The sequence below is a fragment of the Nonomuraea jabiensis genome (assembly GCF_014204795.1).
In the GTDB taxonomy this organism is placed as follows: domain Bacteria; phylum Actinomycetota; class Actinomycetes; order Streptosporangiales; family Streptosporangiaceae; genus Nonomuraea; species Nonomuraea jabiensis.
Map to the genome: position 1 here is coordinate 10,039,173 of NZ_JACHMB010000001.1, position 20,170 is coordinate 10,059,342.

Consider the following 20,170-nt stretch of genomic DNA (forward strand, 5'->3'; position numbering starts at 1 on the left):
ATGAGTGGAGCTAGCGCGCGCTAGCTGCCCGCGATGTGACGCTAACCTTGGGGCACTAGCGCGCGCAAGTGCCAGGTCGGGAAAGGGAGGGCGGCCATGGGCGGAGGGGCACGGCGGGTGACGGCGAGCGACATCGCGCGGTCCCTGGGGATCTCCCGGGCCACGGTGGGTTTCGTCATCAACGACACCCCGGGCCAGACGATCTCCGAGGCCACCCGGCGCAAGGTCCTCGCCGAGGCCGCGCGCCTGGGCTACCGCCCGCACGCCGCCGCCCGGGCGCTCGCCCGGGGCAGCAACCGCATCGTCCTGTTCGTCCTGCCGGACTGGCCGGTGGAGCACAGCCTGCGCCGCTACCTGGAGGAGGCGACCCTCGTCCTGGACCGCGCCGGCTACTCGCTGGTGACCTGGACCCGGCACGCGAGCGGCCGTTCCCGCCCGCTGTGGGAGACGCTCGACCCCGACCTCGTCGTCCCGGTCATCCCCCTCCCCCGCGACGACCTCGACGTTCTGCGCCGGGAGGCGGGCGCGCGGCTGCTGCTCGGCGGCGATGAGCCCGCCGAACTGCACGAGGTGCCGTCCCTGCGGGCCGGGCCGCCCCTGCAGGTGGAGCATCTCCACGAGCGCGGGCACGCCCGGCTGGCCGTCGCCCTCACGGGCGACCCGCGCCTGGAGCTGCTCGCCGGCCTGCGCGCGTCCCTGGCGAGGGCGCGCGCCGCGGAGCTCGGCCTCGAGATCGCCGACCTGCGGACGGTCTCCGACGAGGACGGCTCCGCGGCCGATGCCGTACGGGACTGGCTGGACGCCGGCGTCACCGGGGTGGTCGCCTACAACGACGACATCGCCGCCGCCGTCGTGGGGGCGGCCGTGCGCGCGGGGATCGCCCTGCCCGGCCGCCTCGCGGTGGTCGGGCACGACGACAGTCCCCTGGCACGGCTGCTGGTGCCCGCGCTGTCGAGCGTGCGGGTGGATGTGGCAGGTCTGGGCAGGTACGCCGCCCACCGCGCGCTGCACGCCCTCGGGGTGGAGGACACGCCCCCGGCCAAGCCCGGCGTCCGGGCCAGTGTGGTGCACCGGGAGACGTCGTGACCGGGTGTCAGTCCGCGAGCTCCTGCCGGCGGCGGAGTTCGAGCTCCTGGCCGACCCGGGCGGTGTCGCGCGGGTAGGTGACGTACAGGACGGAGAGCACGAGGCCGTTGACGATCATCAGGATGACCAGGCGCTCGAACTGGCCGGGCGGGGCGTCGGTCTCGACCATGAGCCGGCGCAGCAGCTCGATCATCCGCAGCTCCACGTCGTCGTCCACGATCGGGCTCTCCTGCGCCGGATCCTCGTGGAGGTCGAACAGCGCGCCCTCCCGCAGCGGCCCGTCCTGGGCGAGGTCGTATGCTCCGATGAACGTTCCGAGTCCGGCAAGCCCGCGGGGAGACGTCGATGCCAGCACGGACCCGTCGCGGTACGGCGTCACCCCAGGTCCGGGAGGCTCAGGACGGGGAGGCGGCAGTGTGGCTGTGGCCCGGCCGCGCCCTGTACGCCGGGCCGTCCCTGCGGCTGGGCCCGCACTCCGGCGCGGTGGCGTGCGTGGCCGTCGGCGTGGACGCGCCCTTCACCGTACGGCGCGCGCCCGGCGGCGAACTGCGGGCCCGGACCGCTCTCATCCCGCCGCGAACCCGGCATCACCTCACGGCGGGCGGCGAGCGCATGGTCTTCCTCTACCTCGACCCGGGCTCGGCCGAGGACCGGGCGTGCCGGGCCAGGTTCACCGCCGGCGAGTACGGCGTCATGACCGGGCACGAAGCCGAGGCCGGCCTGCTGGCCCGGGCGGCGGCCATCTCCGCGCACAGCCCGGACCGGCAGGTCGCCGCCTGGACGGACGGGGCCACCGGCCACACGACGGCATCGTTCACCGACCCCCGGATCGCCGCCGCCCTGCGCCGCCTGATCGGCGCGGACGAGCCCGTGCCCGCCGCGCTGCTGGCCGCCGAGCTGGGGCTGTCGGAGTCGCGCTTCCTGCGGCTGTTCAGGGACGGTACGGGCACCTCGTACCGGAGGTTCCGGCTGTGGGCGCAGATGCACCGGGCCGCTCGGGCGCTGGCCGCGGGCGAGAACCTCACCCGTGCCGCGGCCGACGGCTACTTCGCCAGCCCGTCCCACTTCAGCACCGCGTTCCACGCGATGTTCGGCCTTCCCCCGAGCGCCCTGCTCTCCCGGCGCCTGACGATCCGGTGCCTGGACCCCCTGGTGTGACGGCTCACCCGGCGACGGCGGCCAGCAGCGCGCCCCCGCCCACCGCCTCCACCCAGAAGTACAGCCACGAGGGATAGAACGCCGACGGCCGCTCGACCGACCGCGCCACCAGCCGGCCGGCGGCCATGCCCAGCAGGGACACGGCGACGGTCACGACCATGCCCGTCCGCATCCCGCCCGTGTCGGCCGCCGCGGCCACCAGCAGGCCCGCGACGGCCACGCCGAAACCTCCGTACACGGCGCGGACCTCGGTCCGCGCCTCGACCGAGTCGGCCACGATCCGGAACGGCCTGATCAGCGCGGCGGGCGCGAGGAGGCCGTAAACGCCCATCCCCAGGAAGAAGACCGCCGCGGCGGCGATCACGACAGTCGACATGGAGGTGCTCCCCTTCGTGTCACGGCAGCTTGCCTGGCCAGGACAGCCTGCCGGGCGCGCACCGCACCCGGCTTTCACAAACCCGCCGCGTTCCCCGTCGCACCCGCGCGGACGGGGCCGACCCGCTAAATCGTTCGATCGCGGTCGTGGTCACGACCTACGATGCGGAGGCGTGGGCAACAGATTGAGCCATGTCGCGACGGTGAACGAGCGGATCGCCGCCGACGGCCGGTACACCGCCGAGGACGGCACCCTCGTCACCGTGGGTCCCGCGTTGGCGGCGGCGATCGCCGGCACGGTGAGCCATCCGGCGGACGAGCCGATCGCCGCGCCGGCCACCGGAGGGCACCGGACGTCTTTCGAGGTCACCCCGGAAGGCAGCCTGCAGGCCGCGCGGCGCCTGCACCTGGCCGGCGCCGAACGGATCGCCGTGCTGAACTTCGCCTCGGCCCGCAACCCCGGCGGCGGCTACCTCGGCGGGGCCAAGGCGCAGGAGGAGGATCTGTGCCGCGCGAGCCTGCTGTACCCCTGTCTGCTGAATGCCCCCGACTACTACGCCGCGCACCGCGCCTCCTCCGACCTGCTCTACAGCCACCGGGTCATCTGGTCGCCCGATGTGCCGGTGCACCGCGACGATCGCGGCCGGCTGCTGAGCGAGCCGTACCCGGTCTCGTTCCTGACCTCGGCCGCGCCCAACGCCGGGCAGCTGCTGCGGCGCGATCCCGGCGCGGGGCCGCGGATCCGGCGGGCGCTGCACGAGCGGACCGGACGCGTGCTGGCGGTCGCCGCGCACCACGGCGCGCGGCAGCTCGTGCTCGGGGCGTGGGGGTGCGGGGTGTTCCGCAACGACCCGCGGGAGGTCGCCGCGGCCTTCCACGCCCACCTGGCCGGGGGCGGGGTGTTCGAACGGGTGGTGTTCGCGGTCTGGGACCGGTCGGAGCAGTCGGCCAACCGGGCCGCGTTCGCCGAACTCTTCGGGCAGCCGGTCACCGGGTGAGCCCGTCGAGGCCGGCCAGGCTCGGGCGGCACGCCCACCAGGAGGACGAGGAACTGCGCCGCTGACTCGCCGGTTGCCCGTGTCTCGGCCGGACCCGCTAGAGGGCGATGTCGGCGGGAAGCAGCTGTTCGGTGAGCAGGCGCCGAACCCGGTCCGGACGCGTCGCCGCCCAGGGCCGTAGCAGCTCCCATCCGTGGAAATAGCCGAAGATGTACGGACTCATCGGCGACGGCTTGAGCAGCCCCAGCGCAGGCGCCACCTCGTCGTCGCCGTACAGAGCCCACCGGGTGAGGTACTCGCCCAGCTCGGCCTCGGCACGCCCCTCGGCCGCCAGGAACATCGCGTTCCCCCACACGCCCCACAACACGTTCTTGGCGTGGTGGATCGCCGCGAAGTCGCTTCCGTCGGACCGGATGCCGGCGTCGGGGAAGATGTGCCGGTTCAGCCATTCCTGCGCCTCGTCGCCGGGGAACAGGATCTCCTCGGCGAGCAGCCCGAGCCCCTCGCTGAGCACGAACGACGGCGACATCATGAACCGCACGCCCTGGTCCTGACGGTCAGCGAGGTGGATCTCCTTGAGCATCGACTCGGCGATGTGGCCCGGGTGCCCCTCGTGGGCGACGAGATAGAGCAGATCGGCCAGGTTGAACGGGATCGCCCTGTTGATGTGGATCGTGGACCTCAGCCCACCCTCGTAGGCGCCGGCGCCGTGGAACGACACGCCTTCCACGAGCCGGCAGCCGACCACCTCGTCCTCCGGCAGCGGGATGATCGTGTTCGTCCGTGCCCGTGTCTCGGCCACCGCCTTGGCCACCAGATCGGGCAGCCGGTCGATCGGGTCCAGCGTGTGCCGTGCCTGCCACGCCCGCAGCCGCTCCGCGAGCGATCCACGGCCTTTCGGCAGGGCGGCGTCGAGCTCGGCGTGCGCCTCCTCGAAGACCACCTCCGGCAGCCGCCGCGGTTCCAGGCCCAGGCATTCGCGCGCGTACTCGGCCGGCGGCGGCCGCTCGCCGTCCAGGTAACGGGCGACGGCCCGCATCGCGCGTACCTGGGCGGCCAGGTAGGGCGACGGGGCGCTCTCCAGCAACCGCTCGGCGTCGTCCGCCAACCTCCCCGGCGCGGCCGGCGGCTCGCTCCCCGCCTGGGCGCCCCACTCCTCCGGGCCCCGGTAGATCAGCACGGTGCCGCTGAGCGCGGCACCGCCGACCAGCCGGTCGATCCGCAACGCCAGCATCGCGTAGTCGCGCTGCCAATCGGTCATCGAGCCCTCCTGTCCTCTCGGTGGGCTGTTAAGTTAGCTGTACGGTTTTCCGTACAGTGCACGGAAGGGTCGGGGGATGCCGGAGTCCATCTGGTTCCGCGACGACGCGCGCCCGCGCAGGCCGCGACTGTCGCGCGAGCGCATCGTCGAGGCCGCCGTCGCCCTGCTCGACGCCGAGGGCGTCGCAGGCTTCTCGATGAGGGCGCTGGCCGCGCGCCTGCGGGCCGGCACGATGTCGCTCTACGAGTACGTCACGAGCAAGGAGGACGTGCTCGACCTGGCGCTCGACGAGGTGTTCGGCGAGATCTCGGCGGAGGAGCGTCCCGCCTGGCGCGACACGGTCGTCCGCCAGCTCAGCCAGAGCAGGGACGTCATGCGCCGCCACCCCTGGGTGCCCGCGCTGACCGCCACCCGGCCCCTGCTCGGCCCGAACGCGCTGGCCCGCTCCCGGCTCTTCTACTCCGCCCTGGCCGGGGCCGGGCTGACCGGCCCCGTCCTGACCGCCGCCGTCGGGACCCTGACCTCCTACGTGAACGGATACGTCGCCGCCGAGAACATCTGGTGGGCCACCGTCCGCACGCCCGGCGCGGACGCCGAGATCCGCGAGCGCGTCGGCCGCTTCCTGGAGGAGAACGCCACGGAGCTGTCTCGGCACGCGTATGTGGAGGACGGCGACTTCGACCGGCAGTTCCTCCTGGGCCTGGACATCGTCCTCGACGGCATCGAAGCCCGGATTCCCAGCCCGGAAGGGCGCCGATGACCCTCCGCCCGCCCGAGCCCGACGGCAGGCCGGACGGGCAGCGCCCGTGGTCGATCCGCTCCGGTCAGCGGTAGTCGTTCTCCTTCAACTCGATGACCCAGGCACGGCGCTCGGCGATCTTGCCATCGCGCATGACGAACACCTCCGCCATGGACATGCGCATCTCGCCGCCCGCGACTCGCCGCACCGTCCCGGTGAGCTCGGCCATGATGACATCGCCCTGCTCGACCATGCGCACGACCTCCAGGTGCGGCGGGTCGAGGAGCTCGGGCGGGCCGTCGATGGCCCGGTCATAGGCCTCTTTACCCGTCAGGTGGAAACCGCCGAAGACGGTCCACTCGATGTCGTCCGTCAGACAGGACAGGATCTGCTCGTGATCGTTCTTACGGAAACCGTCCAGATAGGTGTTGACGGTCTCGATGTTCCGCGACATGTCTGCTCCTTCGCGTCGGGTTGTCGGCGGTTCCCTCGCAGGACGGTCGGAGCGGCCAGAGCGTTCTCGACATGGCTTCGGCCCTGCTTACGGCGGTGAGCCACATGCGAATCAGTTGGATTATGTACTGATCACCTGTCGCCCTTCCCCTTTGTTCGGCTTCACAATCAGCGCATTCACCCCCCGTTGGAGATGCGCATGAAGGTCAGACACGCGCTCGTCACACTGAACGCCGCATTCGGACTTGCGGCAAGCCCCTTCACTCCCGCACGGGCCGCCGTGCCGCAACCCCAGCCCGGTACGCTCGGCAAGCACGACATCAGCGGCACGTACGTCAGCGGATTGTCGTCCGGCGGGTTCATGGCCAACCAGCTCCACGTCGCCTACTCCAGTGTCTTCAAGGGCGCGGGCATCTTCTCCGCCGGCGCCTACGACTGCGCGCAGAACAACCTCAACACCGCCCTGTACGCGTGCATGGACACCTTCATGGCGCGCACACCCCCGGCCCGGTTGGTGCAGCTCACCCGTGATCGGGCGGCGGCGGGCAGCATCGACCCGGTGCAGAACCTCTCGGGCGACCCGGTGTGGCTGTACCACGGAACCGCCGACCAGACCATCGACCCGGCGGTGAACGACGATCTGGCCACCTACTACCGCGACCTCGGCGCCAACGTCGTGTACAACAACACTTCCGGCGCCGGGCACGCCTGGGTCAGCCCGATCGGCTCCAATGCCTGCTCCGCCACGAGCTCCCCGTACGTCAACAAGTGCGGGACCACAGATCCGGTCAAGGAGATGCTGACCCACCTGTACGGAACCGTGAGCCCCGCCGCCTCCTCGCTGACCGGCAAGCTCATCCAGTTCGACCAGAACACCTATGCCCCCGGTGGCGACGCCGGCTCGATCAGCATGGGCCGCGACGGCTTCGTCTATGTCCCCCGGCAGTGTGAGGGAGGTTCCTGCAAGCTGATGGTCGCGGTGCACGGGTGCTATCAGTACTACGGTCTGGTCGGAGACGCCTTCATGGACCAGGCGTACCTCAATGAGTACGCCGACACCAACAACATGATCGTGCTGTATCCCCAGGCCACCACCAGCGCGGCCGGCACCAATCCGCGCGGCTGCTGGGACTGGTGGGGCTACCAATCCGCCCAGTACCCCCTCAAGAGCGGCCCGCAGATGACCGCCATCGTGAACATGGTCAAGGCCCTCGGCGGTGGCGGCGCGCCGCCCGCTACGTTGCCGGCCCCGGCCGGCCTGTCCGTGACCGGAACGACGAACAGCGGCGTCTCACTGTCTTGGACCGCCGTGTCGGGCGCGGCCTCGTACAACGTCTACCGCGACGGCAGTAAGGTCAACTCTTCCGCCGTGACGGGCACGAGTTACACCGACAGCGGCCTGAGCGCCGGCACCACCTACACCTACACCGTCGCCGCCGTCGACAACAGCGGCACGGCCAGCGCCCGGTCAACGGCAGTGACCGCGACCACCACGGGGCCCTCCACCGTCTGTGTGACGGCGAACAACTATGCGCACACCGTCGCCGGCAGGGCTTACGCGCAGGGGGGACAGACTTACGCGCGCGGTTCCAACCAGCCGATGGGCCTGTGGAACACCGCGATCGTCCACACCCTCAAGCAGACCGGAGCCACGACGTGGGTACTGGCCGACAACGGTTGCTGACCGGCCCGAGGCACCTCCTCCGAGCCGATGACGTGACAGACGCCCGCGATCGGCCGGCCCGTATAAATTGCGGTGATGACCTTCGATGATCTCATCCCGTCCGCCGGTGAGTCTCCTCTGGTGTCGCGGCCGGTGACCCAGGCCGTGATCCTCGCCGGCGGCAAGGGATCGCGCCTGCGCCCCTACACCGACACCCGGCCCAAGCCGATGATCGAGATCCCGGGCACCGGCCTGCCCGTCATCGGTCACCAGCTGGAATGGCTGGCGGCGGAAGGAGTGACGGATGCCATCATCTCCTGCGGCTACCTGTCCGAGGTCGTGCTCGACTGGCTGGGCAGCGTGAGCCTGCCGCTCAAGGTGATCCCGGTGGTCGAGACCGAAGCGCTCGGGCGTGGTGGCGGGCTGAAGTTCGCCGCCGCCTCTCTGCCCCGCCCCGATGGGCCCTGGTACGCCACCAACGGCGACATCTGGACCCGCTTCAGCCTGCGTGCCATGGCCGACTTCCACCATGAGCGGGACGCCCACGCCACCCTGGCCCTGGCCCGGCCCCGCCTCCCCTGGGGGACCGTCGACATCGACCGTTTCGGCAACGTCCTCGACTTCGTCGAGGCTCCGCCGTCGCCCTATCCGATCAACGCCGGTGTCTATGTCTTCTCCGCCGAGTTCGCCTCGATGCTCCCGGATGTCGGCGACCATGAGCGGAGCACGTTCCCCCACCTCGCCCGCCGGCGCCGCCTGGCAGGTTACGAGCTGCCGCAGGGGGTGTACTGGCGAGCCATCGACACGGCCAAGGATCTGGACGAGGCCGCCAAGGAACTGGCCGCCTTCCGCAAGAAGAACCCGGCGCCCTGACCGGACGGACGGCCACAGCTCAAAAGAGTGCGTAGCGCGTTACTTCATTGTCGCCGCGATGCCGGGGGAGTCTGGACCGTACGCCCATCTCTGCAGGGAGGATGACGTTGTCGACATCCGTGGGTCAGCGCCCCACTCCCCCGAACGTGCCGTTCCTGGACGTCCTGGATCCGGCCTTCGACTTCGGCGCCCCCGAGGTCCTCGCGGCCCAAGCGGAAAGCTGGTACGCCACCAGCCCCATCGGCCTGCTCGTGCTGCGCTACGAGCAGGCCAATGACCTCTTACGCGACCGGAGGCTGGACCACAACGGCAAGCGGTACCTGGAGACGAACGGGATCTTCGACGGTCCGATCTACGACTGGTTCGTCCCGATGATCGTCAACCACGAAGGAGAGGACCACCGCCGCCTGCGCCGCCTGACGAGCAAGGCGTTCACCGCGCGTACGGTGGAGAGCCTGCGGCCGTTCATCCGGGAGCAGGCCGAGCAGCTGACCGAGGGCCTGGCCTCGGCCGGGACGTGCGAGTTCGTCGAGGACTTCGCCTCCCGGCTGCCGCTGACGGTCATGTGCCGGCTGCTCGGCGTGCCGCCCGAGGACTACGACGTCTTCGGCACCTGGACCAGAGACATCGGCCTGGTCTTCAGCCTCGCGGCCGGCGGCGACGTCGTCACAAGGGTGGAAGCCGCGGTGCGCGGCCTGAACGACTACGCCGACTTCCTCATCGAGGAGAAGGCTGCCAGGCCCACCGACGACCTCAGCTCCGCCCTGGTCGCGGCCTACCAGGCCGACGACGGCCGCGTCAGCAGGGACGAGCTGCGCAACCTGCTGGTCACGCTGGTGTTCGGCGCCCAGGACAACACCCGCTACCAGCTCGCGAACGCCATGGTCGCCTTCGCCGAGCACCCCGCCCAGTGGACCCTGCTGGGGCGGCGGCCGGAGCTGGCGGCCCAGGCCGTCGAAGAGGTGATGCGCTGGCTTCCCTCGGCGGGCACCATCTACCGGTTCGCCGCGGAGGACTTCGACTACGAGGGGCTGCGCATCGAGCGCGAGACGTTCCTCACGATGTGCGTCAGCATCGCCCAGCGCGACCCGCGCGCGCACAAGAACGCCGGCCGATTCGACATCACGGCCGTCAGGGACAATCCCCCGCTGCAGTTCGGCGCGGGCCCGCACCACTGCCTGGGCGCGGCTCTGGCCCGCGTCGAGATAGGCGAGGCACTCCCCATCCTCGCCGCCCGGCTGGGCCCGCCCTCCGTCGCGGGGCCGATCGCCTGGCAGGGCCCGCTCGGGATCCAGGGCCCGGACACGCTGCCGCTGCGCTTCGGCTGATCAGGACCGGTGGCCGCCCGCCTCCCGGGGTGGGCGGCCACCCGTACGCCCCGGGGCGCTCATGGCCGGGAAACGCCGTGGTAGTGCGGCAGGTCCAGCGGCGGCACCGGGAAGCCGCCTGCCGCCGGCTCTTCGGACAGTTCCTCGAACTCGGCCTCGGCCTGGGCCTTCTGGGCCTCCTTGCGCCGCTGGTTGACGGTGTCGAACCGCGTCCAGATGGCCAGCGCGCCGATCACGACGACCCCGGTCACGCCGAGGGCGATCATCCGGGACTCCTCGTTGAGCATCACGCTGCGCACGCCGGCCACGAGCAGGATCCACGCCAGGTTGACGGGGATCAGCACCTTCCAGCCCAGCGACATGAGCTGGTCGTAGCGCACGCGCGGCAGCGAGGCCCGCACCCAGATGATGAAGCTGAAGGTGAGCACGAACTTGATGAGGAACCACAGCACCGGCCAGTAGCCCTGGTTGGCGCCCTCCCACCAGGAGATCGGGATCGGCGCCCGCCAGCCGCCGAGGAACAGCGTCACGGCCATGGCGGAGGCGGTGAAGGTGTGCAGGTATTCGCCCATCATGATCAGGGCGAACTTCAGCGACGAGGAGTACTCGGTCTGGAAGCCTCCGACCAGCTCGCCCTCGCCTTCGGGCAGGTCGAACGGGATACGCGCGGCCTCGCCGAACATGCAGATCACGTAGATCAGGAACGACGGGATCAGCAGGAACACGAACCAGGTCTCGCCCTGCGCCTTGACGATCTCCGAGGTGGACAGCGTCCCGGCGAACAGGAAGACGGCCACGAACGACAGGCCCATGGCGATCTCGTACGAGACCACCTGCGCCGCGCTCCGCAGACCGCCCAGCAGCGCGTACGGCGAGCGCGACGACCATCCGGCCAGCACCACGCCGTAGACCGACACCGCGCCCATGGCCAGCATGAACAGCACCGCCACCGGCAGGTCCACCAGCTGCAGCGGCGTCCGCACCCCGAACAGGCTCACGACCGGCCCGAACGGCACGATCGAGAAGGCCAGCATCGCCGGCACCACCATGATGACCGGCGCCAGCAGGTAGAGCACCCGGTCCACCGTGCGCGGGAAGAGGTCCTCCTTCAAGCCCATCTTGATCGCGTCGGCGACCGACTGCAGGAGGCCGAACTTACCGGCCCGGTTGGGCCCGTACCGGTTCTGCATCCGCGAGATCAGCTTGCGCTCGAACCAGACGCCGAAGACGACTCCCAACCCCAGAAAGAGGAACACCATCACGGCCTTGACGATGATGATCCACAGCGGGTCCTTGCCGAAGTCGGCAAGCGTGGGATCGGCCGCGAGAACGCCTGCCATGACGTGATGCCCCTTCCTCTCCCCCGGCCCTCGTGCGGTCCGGAGCGGAAGGTCACGCTAGCCCGTGAGCCGATCGCTGTCTTGAACGAATGCGAACAGCTGCTTGGGCGTCATCCGCACCATCGCCCGCATCTCGCGGGTGAGGTGCGGCTGGTCGGCGTAACCGCAGGCGACAGCCTCCTCCAGGGTGGCCGAGGGCCGCCGCCACCTGTCCACGGTCCGCTGGAACCGGGCGATCCGGGCCACCGTCTTGGGCGACAGGCCCACCACCCGGCGGAAGCCGAGCTCGAGGTAACGGCGGCTGACGCCCAGCTCACCGGCGAGGGACGCGATGGTGGGCGGGCCGGCCGGCTCCTGCAGCCGCCACCAGGCGCGCATGATCAGGTCGCCGGGGCCGGCGCCGGGGCGCAGCCACGCCGTCAGCCGCTCCTCCAGCAGCCTGAAGCGCTCCGCCCAGCCCTCCGGCGCCATCAGCCGGCCGGTCAGCTCCTCGGCTCGGGTGCCGAGGAGGTCGTCCAGGCGCACGCTCGTGCCGGCCACCTCGCGCAGGGGCGTCCCCGTCAGCGCCGACATCCCGGCGGGCGTGAGCCCGACCGCGACCCCGTGACGCCACGGCGTGTGGGCCGAGAACGTCGCGGTCGCGCGGGGGCCGGTGACGATCGGGCTCATGCCCGTGAAGTCGACGATCAGGGTGGCCGCGTTGAGCGGCAGCATCCGGCTGGGGTGGGCGGGCTCTCCCGCCCTGGTGCGGAAACCGGCCCATCCCAGCACGTACGGACGCAGGTGCGGCGGTGGCAGCCGGGCGATCATCTCGTACGGTTCCGCCTGTCGCTGCGCGGGCAGCGAATGGATCGCCATCACACCGGCAAGCCTGCCCTATCTCACGTCCGGCTACCGGACCCAGAGTTCCCAGTAGTTGCCGCCACCCGAGCACTCGTACTCGTTCCAACCCTCGCGGACCCACATCTGGCCGGCGTCGACGCACTTGTACTTGCTGGTGTACACGCCGATGTACGTCCAGGCGGCCGCCTGAGCGGAAGCAGGCGTGCTGAGCACGCTGACGATCGCGGTGACCAAGCCGGCTACCAGAAGCCCTGCACGAAGACGCATCCGTTCCTCCTCGAAACGCGGGAAGCGATACGCCAAGATCATGCTGGAAGGGCATGCCCGAATACAAGTGTTCAGCAAATCTGTTCACGATCAGTTCAAATGCACGGGCCTGGTCGAGGGCGGTGACCGCGGCCTCGACATCGGAGACGGTCGTCCGGTGGCTGGTCTGGCAGAGGCGCAGCGCGGGCCGCCCGGCCAGGCGTACGGTGCTCAGCCAGGCCTGGCCGCTGCGCACGACGTGGTCGGCGACGGCGGCGTGCCAGGCGGCGCTGTGCTCCGGCCCCTGCGACTCCGCCTCGGGGTCGGCGACGCGGACCACCGGGAGCGGGGTGTCGTTGACGCGCGGCCAGCCCTCCTCCGACAGCCGGCGAGCGAGCAGCTCGCCGCGCCGGACGTCGCGTTCGAGCTGCTCGGCGTAGGCCGGCCGGCCGGCGATCGCGAGCGCGAGGAACACCTTCAGGCCCGCGAACCTGCGCGACCACTGCACGCTGGTCGCGTACGGGTCGGGCACCTGGCCGCTCTGCGCGGGCATGTAGGAGGGGCTGGCGTGGAAGCTGCCGGCGAGCGCGTCCGGGTGCCGGGTGAGGAACATGCCCGCGCCCATGGGCGCCGACAGCCACTTGTGCGCGGCCGTGGTGCCGGCGGTGCCGATCAGGAGGAACGGCTCGAACCCCGCGGCCACATCGGCTCGGTGCGTCTCGCGCAGCGCCGCCAGATCCATGCGGTGCCGGGAATCGGTGGGTACGAGCCGTACCGCGTCGCGGCCGAGCCCCGTCATGTGGGCGATCTTGAGCCAGGCCAGGTGGCTCTCGGCCGAGGCGTACAGCACCGGCATGCGCGCCAGACCGGCCAGGCCGCCGCCCGGGTAGGCCGGGAACCTGCGGGTCAGCGCGACGATGACGGCGGTCAGGTTCGCCTCCGCGCCACCCACGGTGAAGCTGCCCTCGGCGGTGGGCAGGCCGAGGCGGCCGGCGACGAAGCGCAGCACGTGCCGCTCCATCTCCACGGCGGCCGGGGCGTGGCTGTAGGCGGCCAGCTGCGGATTGACGCCTGCCGCCAGGACCTCGCCGGCGATGCCCCGCCAGGTCGGGGTCGGGTTGAACAGCCCGAAGTAGCGCGGGTGCGTCGTGTGCACGCCCCACCGCCGCAGCATCCCCATGACCTCGGCCAGCGTGTCCGCCGCCGGGGCGGGGCGGGCGAAGTCGTGGCCGGCCAGCCAGTCGCGCAGCTGCCCGGTTCCGGGTTCGGCGGGCGCGACGGGCCCGTCCGCGACCGTGCTCAGATGCCGTACGACCAGCTCCGCGGCCGCGGTGAGCAGCCGGGCTCCCTCCTGGGCGCCGATGTCCAGCGTTCCTGTCTCCTCGTGCATGGGACCACTGTCGTGAGCTCCAGGCGCGACCTCGCCCCCGACTGGTACGAGCTGACCCTCTGCCACAGCACGCCGGGAGAGCAGGAATCGCTGCCGGGGCTGTGGCTGCGCGCGCCCGGCGACCTGACGGTCCTGCGCGACGCGGACCCCGTGGTGGTGCCCGCCTGCGTCGACGCCTCCTACCGGCCCCCGCAAAAGCTCCTGGACGCGCTGGTCGAGGCGCACGAGCGCGGCGCCCGGATCGCCGCCCTGTGCACGGGCGGCGCGACTTCGGCGCCGCGGTGGCCGCGAAGGTGGGCCGCCGGATGGTGATCGCGCCGCACCGCGAGGGCGACCAGGCCCAGTACGTCGCGCCCGCCCCCGCCGTCACCGCTGACCGGGGGCTGGCGCCGGTGCTTCAGTGGGCGCTGGAGCGGCTGGAGACACCGCTCACCGTCCCGCGGCTGGCCGAGTACGCCTCGATGAGCACCAGGACGTTCGTACGCAGGTTCCGCCAGCAGGTCGGCCTGCCGCCGATGCGGTGGCTCAACCAGCAACGGCTGATCAGGGCCCGCGAACTCCTGGAGACCACCCACCTGCCCGTGGACGTCGTGGCCGAGCGGTGCGGGCTCGGCACCGGCACCGGCCTGCGCCAGCACTTCACCCGGTATCTGGGGACCACGCCGTCGGCGTACCGGCGCACGTACCAGGGGGCCTACCGCACCGACCTCTGGATGCGCGACCATGCGTAGCCGTGGCATGGACTCCGTACCGCTGGTCATGATCGGCCCGCCCGGCCTCGGCTTCCTCGGCGACCACTGGGGCCTGCGCACAGCCATGCTGGCGGTGCCGGCCTTCGTCGCCTCCGCCGTCTTCCTGGCTCCCGCCGTCGAGACCCGCCGCCGCGCGGCCACCGTCCGTCACGGCGGACCCGGCGATGCTCCTATGGATGTCAATCGGAGCGTTCCTGGTCGTTCGTTGTGGTGATGAGTCCGTAAAGTTCGCGGGCGACGTAGCGCTTCAGGCAGCGGATGATCTCTTTCTTGGACAGGCCGTCTTGGGTGCGTCGGTCCATGTAGGCGCGGGTGCGGGCATCCCAGCGCAGGCGGCACAGGACGACGCGGTAGAGGGCGGCGTTGGCCTGCCGGTCGCCGCCGCGGTTGAGGCGGTGCCGGGTGGTCTTGCCGGAGGAGGCCGGGATCGGCGCGACGCCGCAGAGCATGGCGAAGGCGGCTTCGCTGCCGATCCGGTCGTGGTTCTCGCCGGCGGTGACCAGGAGCTGTCCCGCGATCTCGGTGCCCACGCCATGGGCGGCGATCAGCCGTGGGTTGATCGCCATCACCAGGACGTCCAGGAGCTCGTCGAGGTCGGCGATCTCGGCGGACAGCTGCTGGTGGCGGCGGGCCAGGGAGCGCAGCGCGAGCTGGGTGGCGGTGGTCGGGTCGGCGGCGGCCTCGCGGTCGGAGGTCAGGGCGGCGCAGGTGGCGATGAGTTTCGTGCTGGACAGGCCCCGCAGGCTTTGGCGCAGGGCGTCCGGGGCGGTGACGATCAGGGCCTTGATCCGGCGTTGGGTGTCGGCGCGCTGGTCGATGGCGCTGCGGCGGGCGATGCGCAGGGCGCGCAGCGCTTCGATGCGGCCGTCGCGCCGTTTAGGGGTGCCGGTGCGGTCACCGGCGAGGGCGGCCTTGGCGGCGGCGATGGCGTCGATCGGGTCGGACTTGCCGTGGAAGCGGCGGCTCTTGCGGTCGGGCCGGTCGATCTCGATCACGTTGATGTGCTCGGCCTGCAGCAGCCGGGTGAGCCCGGCTCCGTAGGCGCCGGTGCCTTCCACCCCGACCCGGCTCAGCTGCCCGAAGGCGCGCATCCAGGCGAGCAGGGCGGTGTAGCCGGCGGGGGTGGCGGGGAACTGCTCGGTGCCCAGCACCCGGCCGACTCCATCGATCACGGCCGCGGTGTGGGTGTCCTGGTGGGTGTCCACGCCGCCGGCGACTTCAGTGAGCGGCGTGCTGTCGGGTGTAATGGAGGTCATCGTCGTCCTGTCGTCTGACCGAGGGGGCGGGACGGCACGCACCAGCCGGGGCAGCGCGGACAAGACAGTGATGGGGCCTCTGGCCAGGCTCCTATGAAGTCACAGGTGCCGCGTCCGGTGAGTGCAGATGAGCGCTTCCCGTCCAGGGCCGACAGATCCCGTTGAGGACCTCAAGGTCAGTCAGTTGATGGGTCAGACCCTGGCGGGAAGCGCTCACCCCTCCATCATCACTGTCAGTTGACGGCTCTGTCGTGCCCGGCCCAGTAGGGCTCGCGCAGCTTGAACTTCTGGATCTTGCCGGTCGCCGTGCGCGGAATCGTGTCCCGGAACTCCACGCTCGTCGGCGCCTTGTATCCGGCCATCCGTTCCTTGCAGTACGTGATGATCTCCGCCTCGCTCACCGTCGCGCCCTCGGCCCGGACGATCAGGGCCTTGATCGTCTCCCCCCACTTGGCGTCCGGCACTCCGATGACCGCCACCTCAGCGACCGAGGGATGGCTGAAGATGGTGTCCTCGACCTCGATCGAGGACACGTTCTCGCCTCCCGTGATGATCACGTCCTTCTTGCGGTCGGAGATCGTCAGGTGCCCGTCCGCGTCGTCGAGGTCGCCGCCGTCGCCGGTGTGGAACCAGCCGTCGGCCAGCGCGTTCGCCGTCTCCTCGGGCTTGTCCCAGTAGCCGTCGAACACGACGTTCGAGCGCGCCAGCACCTCCCCGGACTCGGCTACCCGCAGTCTGACACCCAGCGCCGGGAGCCCGGCCCGCGAGAGCCTGCGGGCCCGTTGATCGCCCGGCAGGTCCGCGTCCTGCGGCCGGGCGCGGTTGACGGTGAGCAGCGGCGAGGTCTCCGTCAGGCCGTAGATCTGGATGAACTCCCAGCCGAGCTCCTCTTCCACCCGCTGGATCAACCGGCTCGGGGGCGGCGCCCCCGCGCACACGATCCGTACGCGCTCACGGCCCGGGATCTCCCCCTCCCAGCCGGCCGCGGCGTCCAGCACCGTGCTCCACACCGCCGGCGCACCGCACATCAGGGTCACGCCGTGCTCGTCCACGCGGCGCAGGATCTCCGCTCCGTCCACCTTGCGCAGCACCACCTGCTTGACGCCGAGCCCGGCCATCACGAACGGCATGCCCCAGCCGTTGCAGTGGAACATCGGCAGCGTGTGCAGGTAGACGTCGCGCTCCCAGGCCCGCGTGTGCAGGCCGAGGGTCAGCCCGTTCACCCAGATGTTGCGGTGGGTGAGCTGAACCCCCTTGGGGCGGGCCGTCGTCCCGGAGGTGTAATTGATCGTCGCGGTGGCGTCCTCGTCCGGGTTCGACCACGGGCGCGGCTCCGTGTCGAACCGCATCAGCTCCGTCTCGGTCTGCTCTCCCAGGACGAAACGGTGGTCCGCCTTGATGCCGGCGGTCACCTCGTGGACCTCGGGATCGACCAGCACGACGGAGGCCCCGCTCTGCCGCACCACGTAATCGATCTCCTCGCCCTTCAGGCGGAAGTTGACCGGGACGCAGATGCGGCCGCTCATCGGCACCGCGAACAGCAGCTCCAGGAGGCGGGCGGAGTTGTGGCTGATCACCGCCACCCGGTCGCCTTCGTGCGTGCCGAGCGCGTCCAGCCCGGCCTGCCACGCCCGTACCCGCTCGCCCAGCCGCCCGTACGTGGACGCCGCCACGGGCGGTGCGGGCTGATCGGGCTCGTCGATCACTCCGGGGCTGCCCGCGAACCCCAGCTCCGCCCGGTCCAGAAAGTCCGCAATCGTCATCGGAACCCGCATCGCTCTCCTGACTCTCGTACCGTTCGTTTCCGAGTATGAAGCTCCGTCATGCTTGTCCGCGGCGGATCATCGAGAGCTGCCGGCGTCAGCGGGTGAAAAGGGCCCGGTGCAGCATTTCGCGTACGCGTTTGTGACGGTTGTCGCGCTGGGCGGCGTCGCTGCCGGCCACGGCGCTCTCCCCCATGGAGATGGCGAGCATCAGGTCGTCGACGTCGACCACGGGGTGGACGACGCCGGCCGCGCGCCCGGCATCCAGGAGAGGCTCGAAGCAGGCCGCGATGCGGTGGGCGTGCTCGATGAACCACTGCAGGTCGGCGCTGGACAGGACCTGGGCGAGGCCGCGGTTGTCCAGTTGCATGTCCAGGACGAAGTCGAACAACTGGACCGCGCCGTCGGGTTGCCCGCGCAGCCCGGCGGCGTGGTGCTCGATCTGGGCGACGTTGTCGGCGAAGACCGTGGCCGCGAGCTCCTCGCGGGTGGCGAAGTTGCGGTAGATCGTGGTGCGGCTCACCCCGGCGTCCCGGGCGATCTCCTCCAGCGCGACGTCGTGGCCGTGTTCGGCGAACATCCGCCGCGCCGCGGCGAGCAGCCGGTCCCGGTTGCGGACGGCGTCCTTCCGTGTCACTGGCACCCGCTTTCCTGCACGGTCCAACCCTAACTTGCCACGAACCGTACATGATTGTACGTTTAGCGCCGACGGAAACGTACACCTATGTACGTTTTGCTGAGCGGGTGCCGGGCGGCCATGGGATCGCCCCACCGGCCTTCATCGCCGATCGGAGCGGACAATGCGTGGTTTGAAGGACAAGGCGATCATCGTGGCCGGCGGGGCGACCGGCATCGGCGCGGCGACCGCGATCAGGCTCGCGGAGGAAGGCGCCGGCGTCGTCGTCGGCGACATCAACCTCTCCGGCGCGCAGGCCACCACCACCAGGATCACCGAGGCCGGCGGTTCGGCCGTCGCGGTCCACTTCGACCTCGCCGACGAGGACTCCGTCAACGCGCTGGCCGCCAGGACCGTCGAGGAGTTCGGCGCCGTGCACGGCCTGTTCAACGTCGGCGCCGACCTGTCGCCGGGCACCCTCGGGCGTGACAAGTCGCTGCTGGACACCGACCTGGACGTGTGGGAGCGGACTCTGGACGTCAACGTCCTGGGTTACGTCCGCACCGCTCGCGCCGTCCTGCCGCACCTGCTGGCCGACGGCGGCGGCAGCATCGTCAACTGCTCCTCCGGCGCCGCGATCAGTGCCAGCGACCGCAAGCGCCCCGCCTACGGGGCGTCGAAGTCAGCGGTCAACGCGCTGACCCGGCACATCGCCGGGCGCTTCGGCCCCGAGGGCGTGCGCTGCAACGGAGTGATGCCCGGCCTGGTCATGGGCGAGACGCAGGCGGCGCAGAACGACGTCCAGCTCCAGAAGATGTTCCTGGAGCACGTCCCCACCACCCGGCTGGGCCGCCCGAGCGACCTGGCCGCGGTCGTGGCCTTCCTGCTGTCCGACGACGCCGAATGGATCAACGGCCAGGTGTGGGCCATCGACGGCGGCGCGAACATGCGCGCCTGACCCTGGGGGTGGGCCGACGCCTCAGCCCCCGGGATCAACGTGCGGTGGCCATCAGCGGCGTGTCGTCGAAGACCACGGCTACCTTGAGCCTCGTCCCCGCCTTGATCGCCTCCGGAAGGGTGACGCTGCCCCGCTGAGCCTGGTCGAAGGAGACCGAGCCGAGGTCCGTGACCCTCCCGCCGGCCGTGAACGCGGGGAGCGCCGCTCGGGCGTCAGGTCGCCGAGGGCTGGCGCCCGCTGAACGAGCCGCCACTCCTGCGAGCCGTCCCCGGCCGCGTTCTGCAGGGTCGGCGCGGCCCCAGGGGACGCGCCGGTCAGGTACACGGCGCGGTTCCTGACCGCCTGGAGCCTGAAGAAGCCGTCGCCGGCGTCGACGAGGTTCCGGCTTCGCCCGCCTCCGGTGCCCCAGCGGGCCAGCGGCTTTCAGCTCGGCCCCGAGGCGGGCGAGCTCGGCGTGGGCGCGGCCCTCCCGGTGACAGGCGGACCTGGCCGGGGCCACTGGAATGGCCGTGACGGTCTGACTTGACGCTGATCAGCGAGAGGTCGCGCGCCCGCGTCCCGGGGTCCTCCGGGGCGGGGGCGCGGTCGAGGCGCGGACGACGAGCTCGACCGGATGGTCGGCCGCCGGTGGGAGGTCTTCGTGCGGCCGCTCGACGGCGTGGACGAGGAGCCGCAGTCCCCCCGTCGCGACGGCGTCGAACGGCTGGCGCGCCGGGGTGAGCGGAGGGCTCACGTACGCGGCGACGGGGATGTCGTCGAATCCGACCACGCTGACGTCGTCCGGCACCCGGCGACCGGCCTCCGTCAGCGCGCGGAGCACGCCGATGGCCATGTCGTCGTTCGCGGCGAACACGGCGGTCACCTCGCCGTCGGAGGCGAGCCGGCGGCCTGCCGCGTACCCCGACGCGGCCGACCAGTCGCCCTCGACGACAGGCGGTTCGCCGAGCCCGCGGGCCGCCAGCGCGGCACGCCACGCCGCGAGCCGCTCCCTGGCGGCATACCAGCGCTGCGGACCGGCGACGTGGTGGACGGTCGCGTGCCCCAGGTCCAGCAGGTGCTCGGTGGCCGCGGG

Annotated in this window: 22 protein-coding genes and 1 pseudogene; 10 read left to right on the forward strand and 13 right to left on the reverse strand. The window is 71.3% G+C overall.

Annotation, left to right across the window (positions count from 1 at the left end; all coding sequences use genetic code 11):
• The first annotated feature begins 96 nt into the window (after positions 1–96).
• On the forward strand, positions 97–1,086 hold the full coding sequence (locus HD596_RS45940; protein WP_185075623.1) for a LacI family DNA-binding transcriptional regulator: 990 nt from the start codon (positions 97–99) through the stop codon (positions 1,084–1,086).
• 7 nt (positions 1,087–1,093) lie between these two features.
• On the opposite strand, the gene HD596_RS45945 is transcribed toward HD596_RS45940, so the two are convergent.
• Entirely contained in the window at positions 1,094–1,465 is a 372-nt protein-coding gene (locus HD596_RS45945) for a hypothetical protein (RefSeq protein ID WP_221519885.1), read from the reverse strand.
• Positions 1,466–1,500: 35 nt separating this feature from the next.
• Between HD596_RS45945 and HD596_RS45950 the strand changes: the two genes are divergently transcribed.
• A complete protein-coding gene (locus tag HD596_RS45950) occupies positions 1,501–2,244 on the forward strand; it encodes a helix-turn-helix domain-containing protein (protein WP_221519886.1) in 744 nt (247 codons plus the stop codon).
• Positions 2,245–2,248: 4 nt separating this feature from the next.
• On the opposite strand, the gene HD596_RS45955 is transcribed toward HD596_RS45950, so the two are convergent.
• Positions 2,249–2,620: a DUF4345 family protein gene (locus tag HD596_RS45955; protein ID WP_185075626.1), complete on the reverse strand. Its 372-nt coding sequence runs from the start codon at positions 2,618–2,620 to the stop codon at positions 2,249–2,251.
• Positions 2,621–2,792: 172 nt separating this feature from the next.
• Between HD596_RS45955 and HD596_RS45960 the strand changes: the two genes are divergently transcribed.
• A complete protein-coding gene (locus tag HD596_RS45960) occupies positions 2,793–3,617 on the forward strand; it encodes a TIGR02452 family protein (protein ID WP_313046360.1) in 825 nt (274 codons plus the stop codon).
• A gap of 97 nt (positions 3,618–3,714) precedes the next feature.
• Here the strand turns inward: HD596_RS45960 and HD596_RS45965 are convergent, their stop codons facing one another.
• Positions 3,715–4,878, reverse strand: coding sequence for a hypothetical protein (locus tag HD596_RS45965; RefSeq protein WP_185075628.1), 1,164 nt, complete (start codon positions 4,876–4,878; stop codon positions 3,715–3,717).
• A gap of 76 nt (positions 4,879–4,954) precedes the next feature.
• Here HD596_RS45965 and HD596_RS45970 point away from each other — a divergent pair, with 76 nt between their 5' ends.
• Positions 4,955–5,638, forward strand: a complete 684-nt coding sequence (locus tag HD596_RS45970; protein ID WP_185075629.1) for a TetR/AcrR family transcriptional regulator — start codon at positions 4,955–4,957, stop codon at positions 5,636–5,638.
• Between the two features lie 64 nt (positions 5,639–5,702).
• Here HD596_RS45970 and HD596_RS45975 read toward each other — a convergent pair whose 3' ends face one another.
• Positions 5,703–6,071, reverse strand: a complete 369-nt coding sequence (locus HD596_RS45975; protein ID WP_185075630.1) for a nuclear transport factor 2 family protein — start codon at positions 6,069–6,071, stop codon at positions 5,703–5,705.
• A gap of 198 nt (positions 6,072–6,269) precedes the next feature.
• Between HD596_RS45975 and HD596_RS45980 the strand changes: the two genes are divergently transcribed.
• From HD596_RS45980 to HD596_RS45990, 3 genes are all read left to right on the forward strand, one after another.
• Positions 6,270–7,754: an extracellular catalytic domain type 2 short-chain-length polyhydroxyalkanoate depolymerase gene (locus HD596_RS45980; protein WP_185075631.1), complete on the forward strand. Its 1,485-nt coding sequence runs from the start codon at positions 6,270–6,272 to the stop codon at positions 7,752–7,754.
• A gap of 75 nt (positions 7,755–7,829) precedes the next feature.
• Positions 7,830–8,606 (forward strand): nucleotidyltransferase family protein, encoded by a 777-nt coding sequence (locus tag HD596_RS45985; protein WP_185075632.1) that lies wholly within the window; start codon positions 7,830–7,832, stop codon positions 8,604–8,606.
• A gap of 107 nt (positions 8,607–8,713) precedes the next feature.
• A complete protein-coding gene (locus HD596_RS45990) occupies positions 8,714–9,934 on the forward strand; it encodes a cytochrome P450 (RefSeq protein ID WP_221519887.1) in 1,221 nt (406 codons plus the stop codon).
• 59 nt (positions 9,935–9,993) lie between these two features.
• On the opposite strand, the gene nuoH is transcribed toward HD596_RS45990, so the two are convergent.
• The 4 genes and pseudogenes from nuoH to HD596_RS65950 form a co-directional block, all read right to left on the reverse strand.
• Positions 9,994–11,274 (reverse strand): NADH-quinone oxidoreductase subunit NuoH, encoded by a 1,281-nt coding sequence (gene nuoH, locus HD596_RS45995; protein ID WP_185075634.1) that lies wholly within the window; start codon positions 11,272–11,274, stop codon positions 9,994–9,996.
• A gap of 57 nt (positions 11,275–11,331) precedes the next feature.
• Positions 11,332–12,132 carry a helix-turn-helix transcriptional regulator gene (locus HD596_RS62880; protein WP_246558159.1) on the reverse strand — a complete coding sequence of 267 codons (801 nt, stop codon included), beginning with the start codon at positions 12,130–12,132 and terminating at the stop codon, positions 11,332–11,334.
• A gap of 33 nt (positions 12,133–12,165) precedes the next feature.
• Positions 12,166–12,384 carry a hypothetical protein gene (locus HD596_RS62885; protein WP_246555333.1) on the reverse strand — a complete coding sequence of 73 codons (219 nt, stop codon included), beginning with the start codon at positions 12,382–12,384 and terminating at the stop codon, positions 12,166–12,168.
• 415 nt (positions 12,385–12,799) lie between these two features.
• Positions 12,800–13,753, reverse strand: a pseudogene (locus HD596_RS65950) (pyridoxal phosphate-dependent decarboxylase family protein); the annotation flags it as partial.
• A gap of 305 nt (positions 13,754–14,058) precedes the next feature.
• Between HD596_RS65950 and HD596_RS60930 the strand changes: the two are divergent.
• Together HD596_RS60930 and HD596_RS60935 are read left to right on the forward strand one after the other, a co-directional pair.
• Positions 14,059–14,484 (forward strand): GlxA family transcriptional regulator, encoded by a 426-nt coding sequence (locus HD596_RS60930; protein WP_221519889.1) that lies wholly within the window; start codon positions 14,059–14,061, stop codon positions 14,482–14,484.
• A gap of 7 nt (positions 14,485–14,491) precedes the next feature.
• On the forward strand, positions 14,492–14,719 hold the full coding sequence (locus tag HD596_RS60935) for a hypothetical protein (protein WP_221519890.1): 228 nt from the start codon (positions 14,492–14,494) through the stop codon (positions 14,717–14,719).
• Here HD596_RS60935 and HD596_RS46020 read toward each other — a convergent pair.
• The 3 genes from HD596_RS46020 to HD596_RS46030 all read right to left on the reverse strand — a co-directional run bounded on the left by HD596_RS46020 (position 14,685) and on the right by HD596_RS46030 (position 18,167).
• Entirely contained in the window at positions 14,685–15,761 is a 1,077-nt protein-coding gene (locus HD596_RS46020; protein ID WP_185070271.1) for an IS110 family RNA-guided transposase, read from the reverse strand. The genes HD596_RS60935 and HD596_RS46020 overlap by 35 nt on opposite strands.
• Before the next feature lie 233 nt (positions 15,762–15,994).
• Entirely contained in the window at positions 15,995–17,524 is a 1,530-nt protein-coding gene (locus tag HD596_RS46025; protein WP_221519891.1) for an AMP-binding protein, read from the reverse strand.
• Between the two features lie 97 nt (positions 17,525–17,621).
• Entirely contained in the window at positions 17,622–18,167 is a 546-nt protein-coding gene (locus tag HD596_RS46030) for a TetR/AcrR family transcriptional regulator (protein ID WP_185075638.1), read from the reverse strand.
• 157 nt (positions 18,168–18,324) lie between these two features.
• On the opposite strand from HD596_RS46030, the gene HD596_RS46035 reads away from it, so the two are divergent.
• Positions 18,325–19,098 (forward strand): SDR family NAD(P)-dependent oxidoreductase, encoded by a 774-nt coding sequence (locus HD596_RS46035; RefSeq protein ID WP_185075639.1) that lies wholly within the window; start codon positions 18,325–18,327, stop codon positions 19,096–19,098.
• 34 nt (positions 19,099–19,132) lie between these two features.
• Here HD596_RS46035 and HD596_RS46040 read toward each other — a convergent pair whose 3' ends face one another.
• Together HD596_RS46040 and HD596_RS46045 are read right to left on the reverse strand one after the other, a co-directional pair.
• On the reverse strand, positions 19,133–19,351 hold the full coding sequence (locus HD596_RS46040) for a hypothetical protein (RefSeq protein WP_185075640.1): 219 nt from the start codon (positions 19,349–19,351) through the stop codon (positions 19,133–19,135).
• Between the two features lie 279 nt (positions 19,352–19,630).
• A complete protein-coding gene (locus HD596_RS46045; RefSeq protein ID WP_185079121.1) occupies positions 19,631–20,152 on the reverse strand; it encodes a substrate-binding domain-containing protein in 522 nt (173 codons plus the stop codon).
• Positions 20,153–20,170: the final 18 nt, after the last annotated feature.

Excerpts from the sequence above, each read along its gene's own strand:
- HD596_RS45940 (WP_185075623.1), top strand. The coding sequence starts at position 97 with ATGGGCGGAGGGGCACGGCGGGTGACGGCGAGCGACATCGCGCGGTCC.
- HD596_RS45955 (WP_185075626.1), bottom strand. The coding sequence starts at position 2,620 with ATGTCGACTGTCGTGATCGCCGCCGCGGCGGTCTTCTTCCTGGGGATG.
- HD596_RS45965 (WP_185075628.1), bottom strand. The coding sequence starts at position 4,878 with ATGACCGATTGGCAGCGCGACTACGCGATGCTGGCGTTGCGGATCGAC.
- HD596_RS45970 (WP_185075629.1), top strand. The coding sequence starts at position 4,955 with ATGCCGGAGTCCATCTGGTTCCGCGACGACGCGCGCCCGCGCAGGCCG.
- HD596_RS45975 (WP_185075630.1), bottom strand. The coding sequence starts at position 6,071 with ATGTCGCGGAACATCGAGACCGTCAACACCTATCTGGACGGTTTCCGT.
- HD596_RS45980 (WP_185075631.1), top strand. The coding sequence starts at position 6,270 with ATGAAGGTCAGACACGCGCTCGTCACACTGAACGCCGCATTCGGACTT.
- HD596_RS45985 (WP_185075632.1), top strand. The coding sequence starts at position 7,830 with ATGACCTTCGATGATCTCATCCCGTCCGCCGGTGAGTCTCCTCTGGTG.
- nuoH (WP_185075634.1), bottom strand. The coding sequence starts at position 11,274 with ATGGCAGGCGTTCTCGCGGCCGATCCCACGCTTGCCGACTTCGGCAAG.
- HD596_RS62880 (WP_246558159.1), bottom strand. The coding sequence starts at position 12,132 with ATGGCGATCCATTCGCTGCCCGCGCAGCGACAGGCGGAACCGTACGAG.
- HD596_RS62885 (WP_246555333.1), bottom strand. The coding sequence starts at position 12,384 with ATGCGTCTTCGTGCAGGGCTTCTGGTAGCCGGCTTGGTCACCGCGATC.
- HD596_RS60930 (WP_221519889.1), top strand. The coding sequence starts at position 14,059 with ATGGTGATCGCGCCGCACCGCGAGGGCGACCAGGCCCAGTACGTCGCG.
- HD596_RS60935 (WP_221519890.1), top strand. The coding sequence starts at position 14,492 with ATGGACTCCGTACCGCTGGTCATGATCGGCCCGCCCGGCCTCGGCTTC.
- HD596_RS46020 (WP_185070271.1), bottom strand. The coding sequence starts at position 15,761 with ATGACCTCCATTACACCCGACAGCACGCCGCTCACTGAAGTCGCCGGC.
- HD596_RS46025 (WP_221519891.1), bottom strand. The coding sequence starts at position 17,524 with ATGACGATTGCGGACTTTCTGGACCGGGCGGAGCTGGGGTTCGCGGGC.
- HD596_RS46035 (WP_185075639.1), top strand. The coding sequence starts at position 18,325 with ATGCGTGGTTTGAAGGACAAGGCGATCATCGTGGCCGGCGGGGCGACC.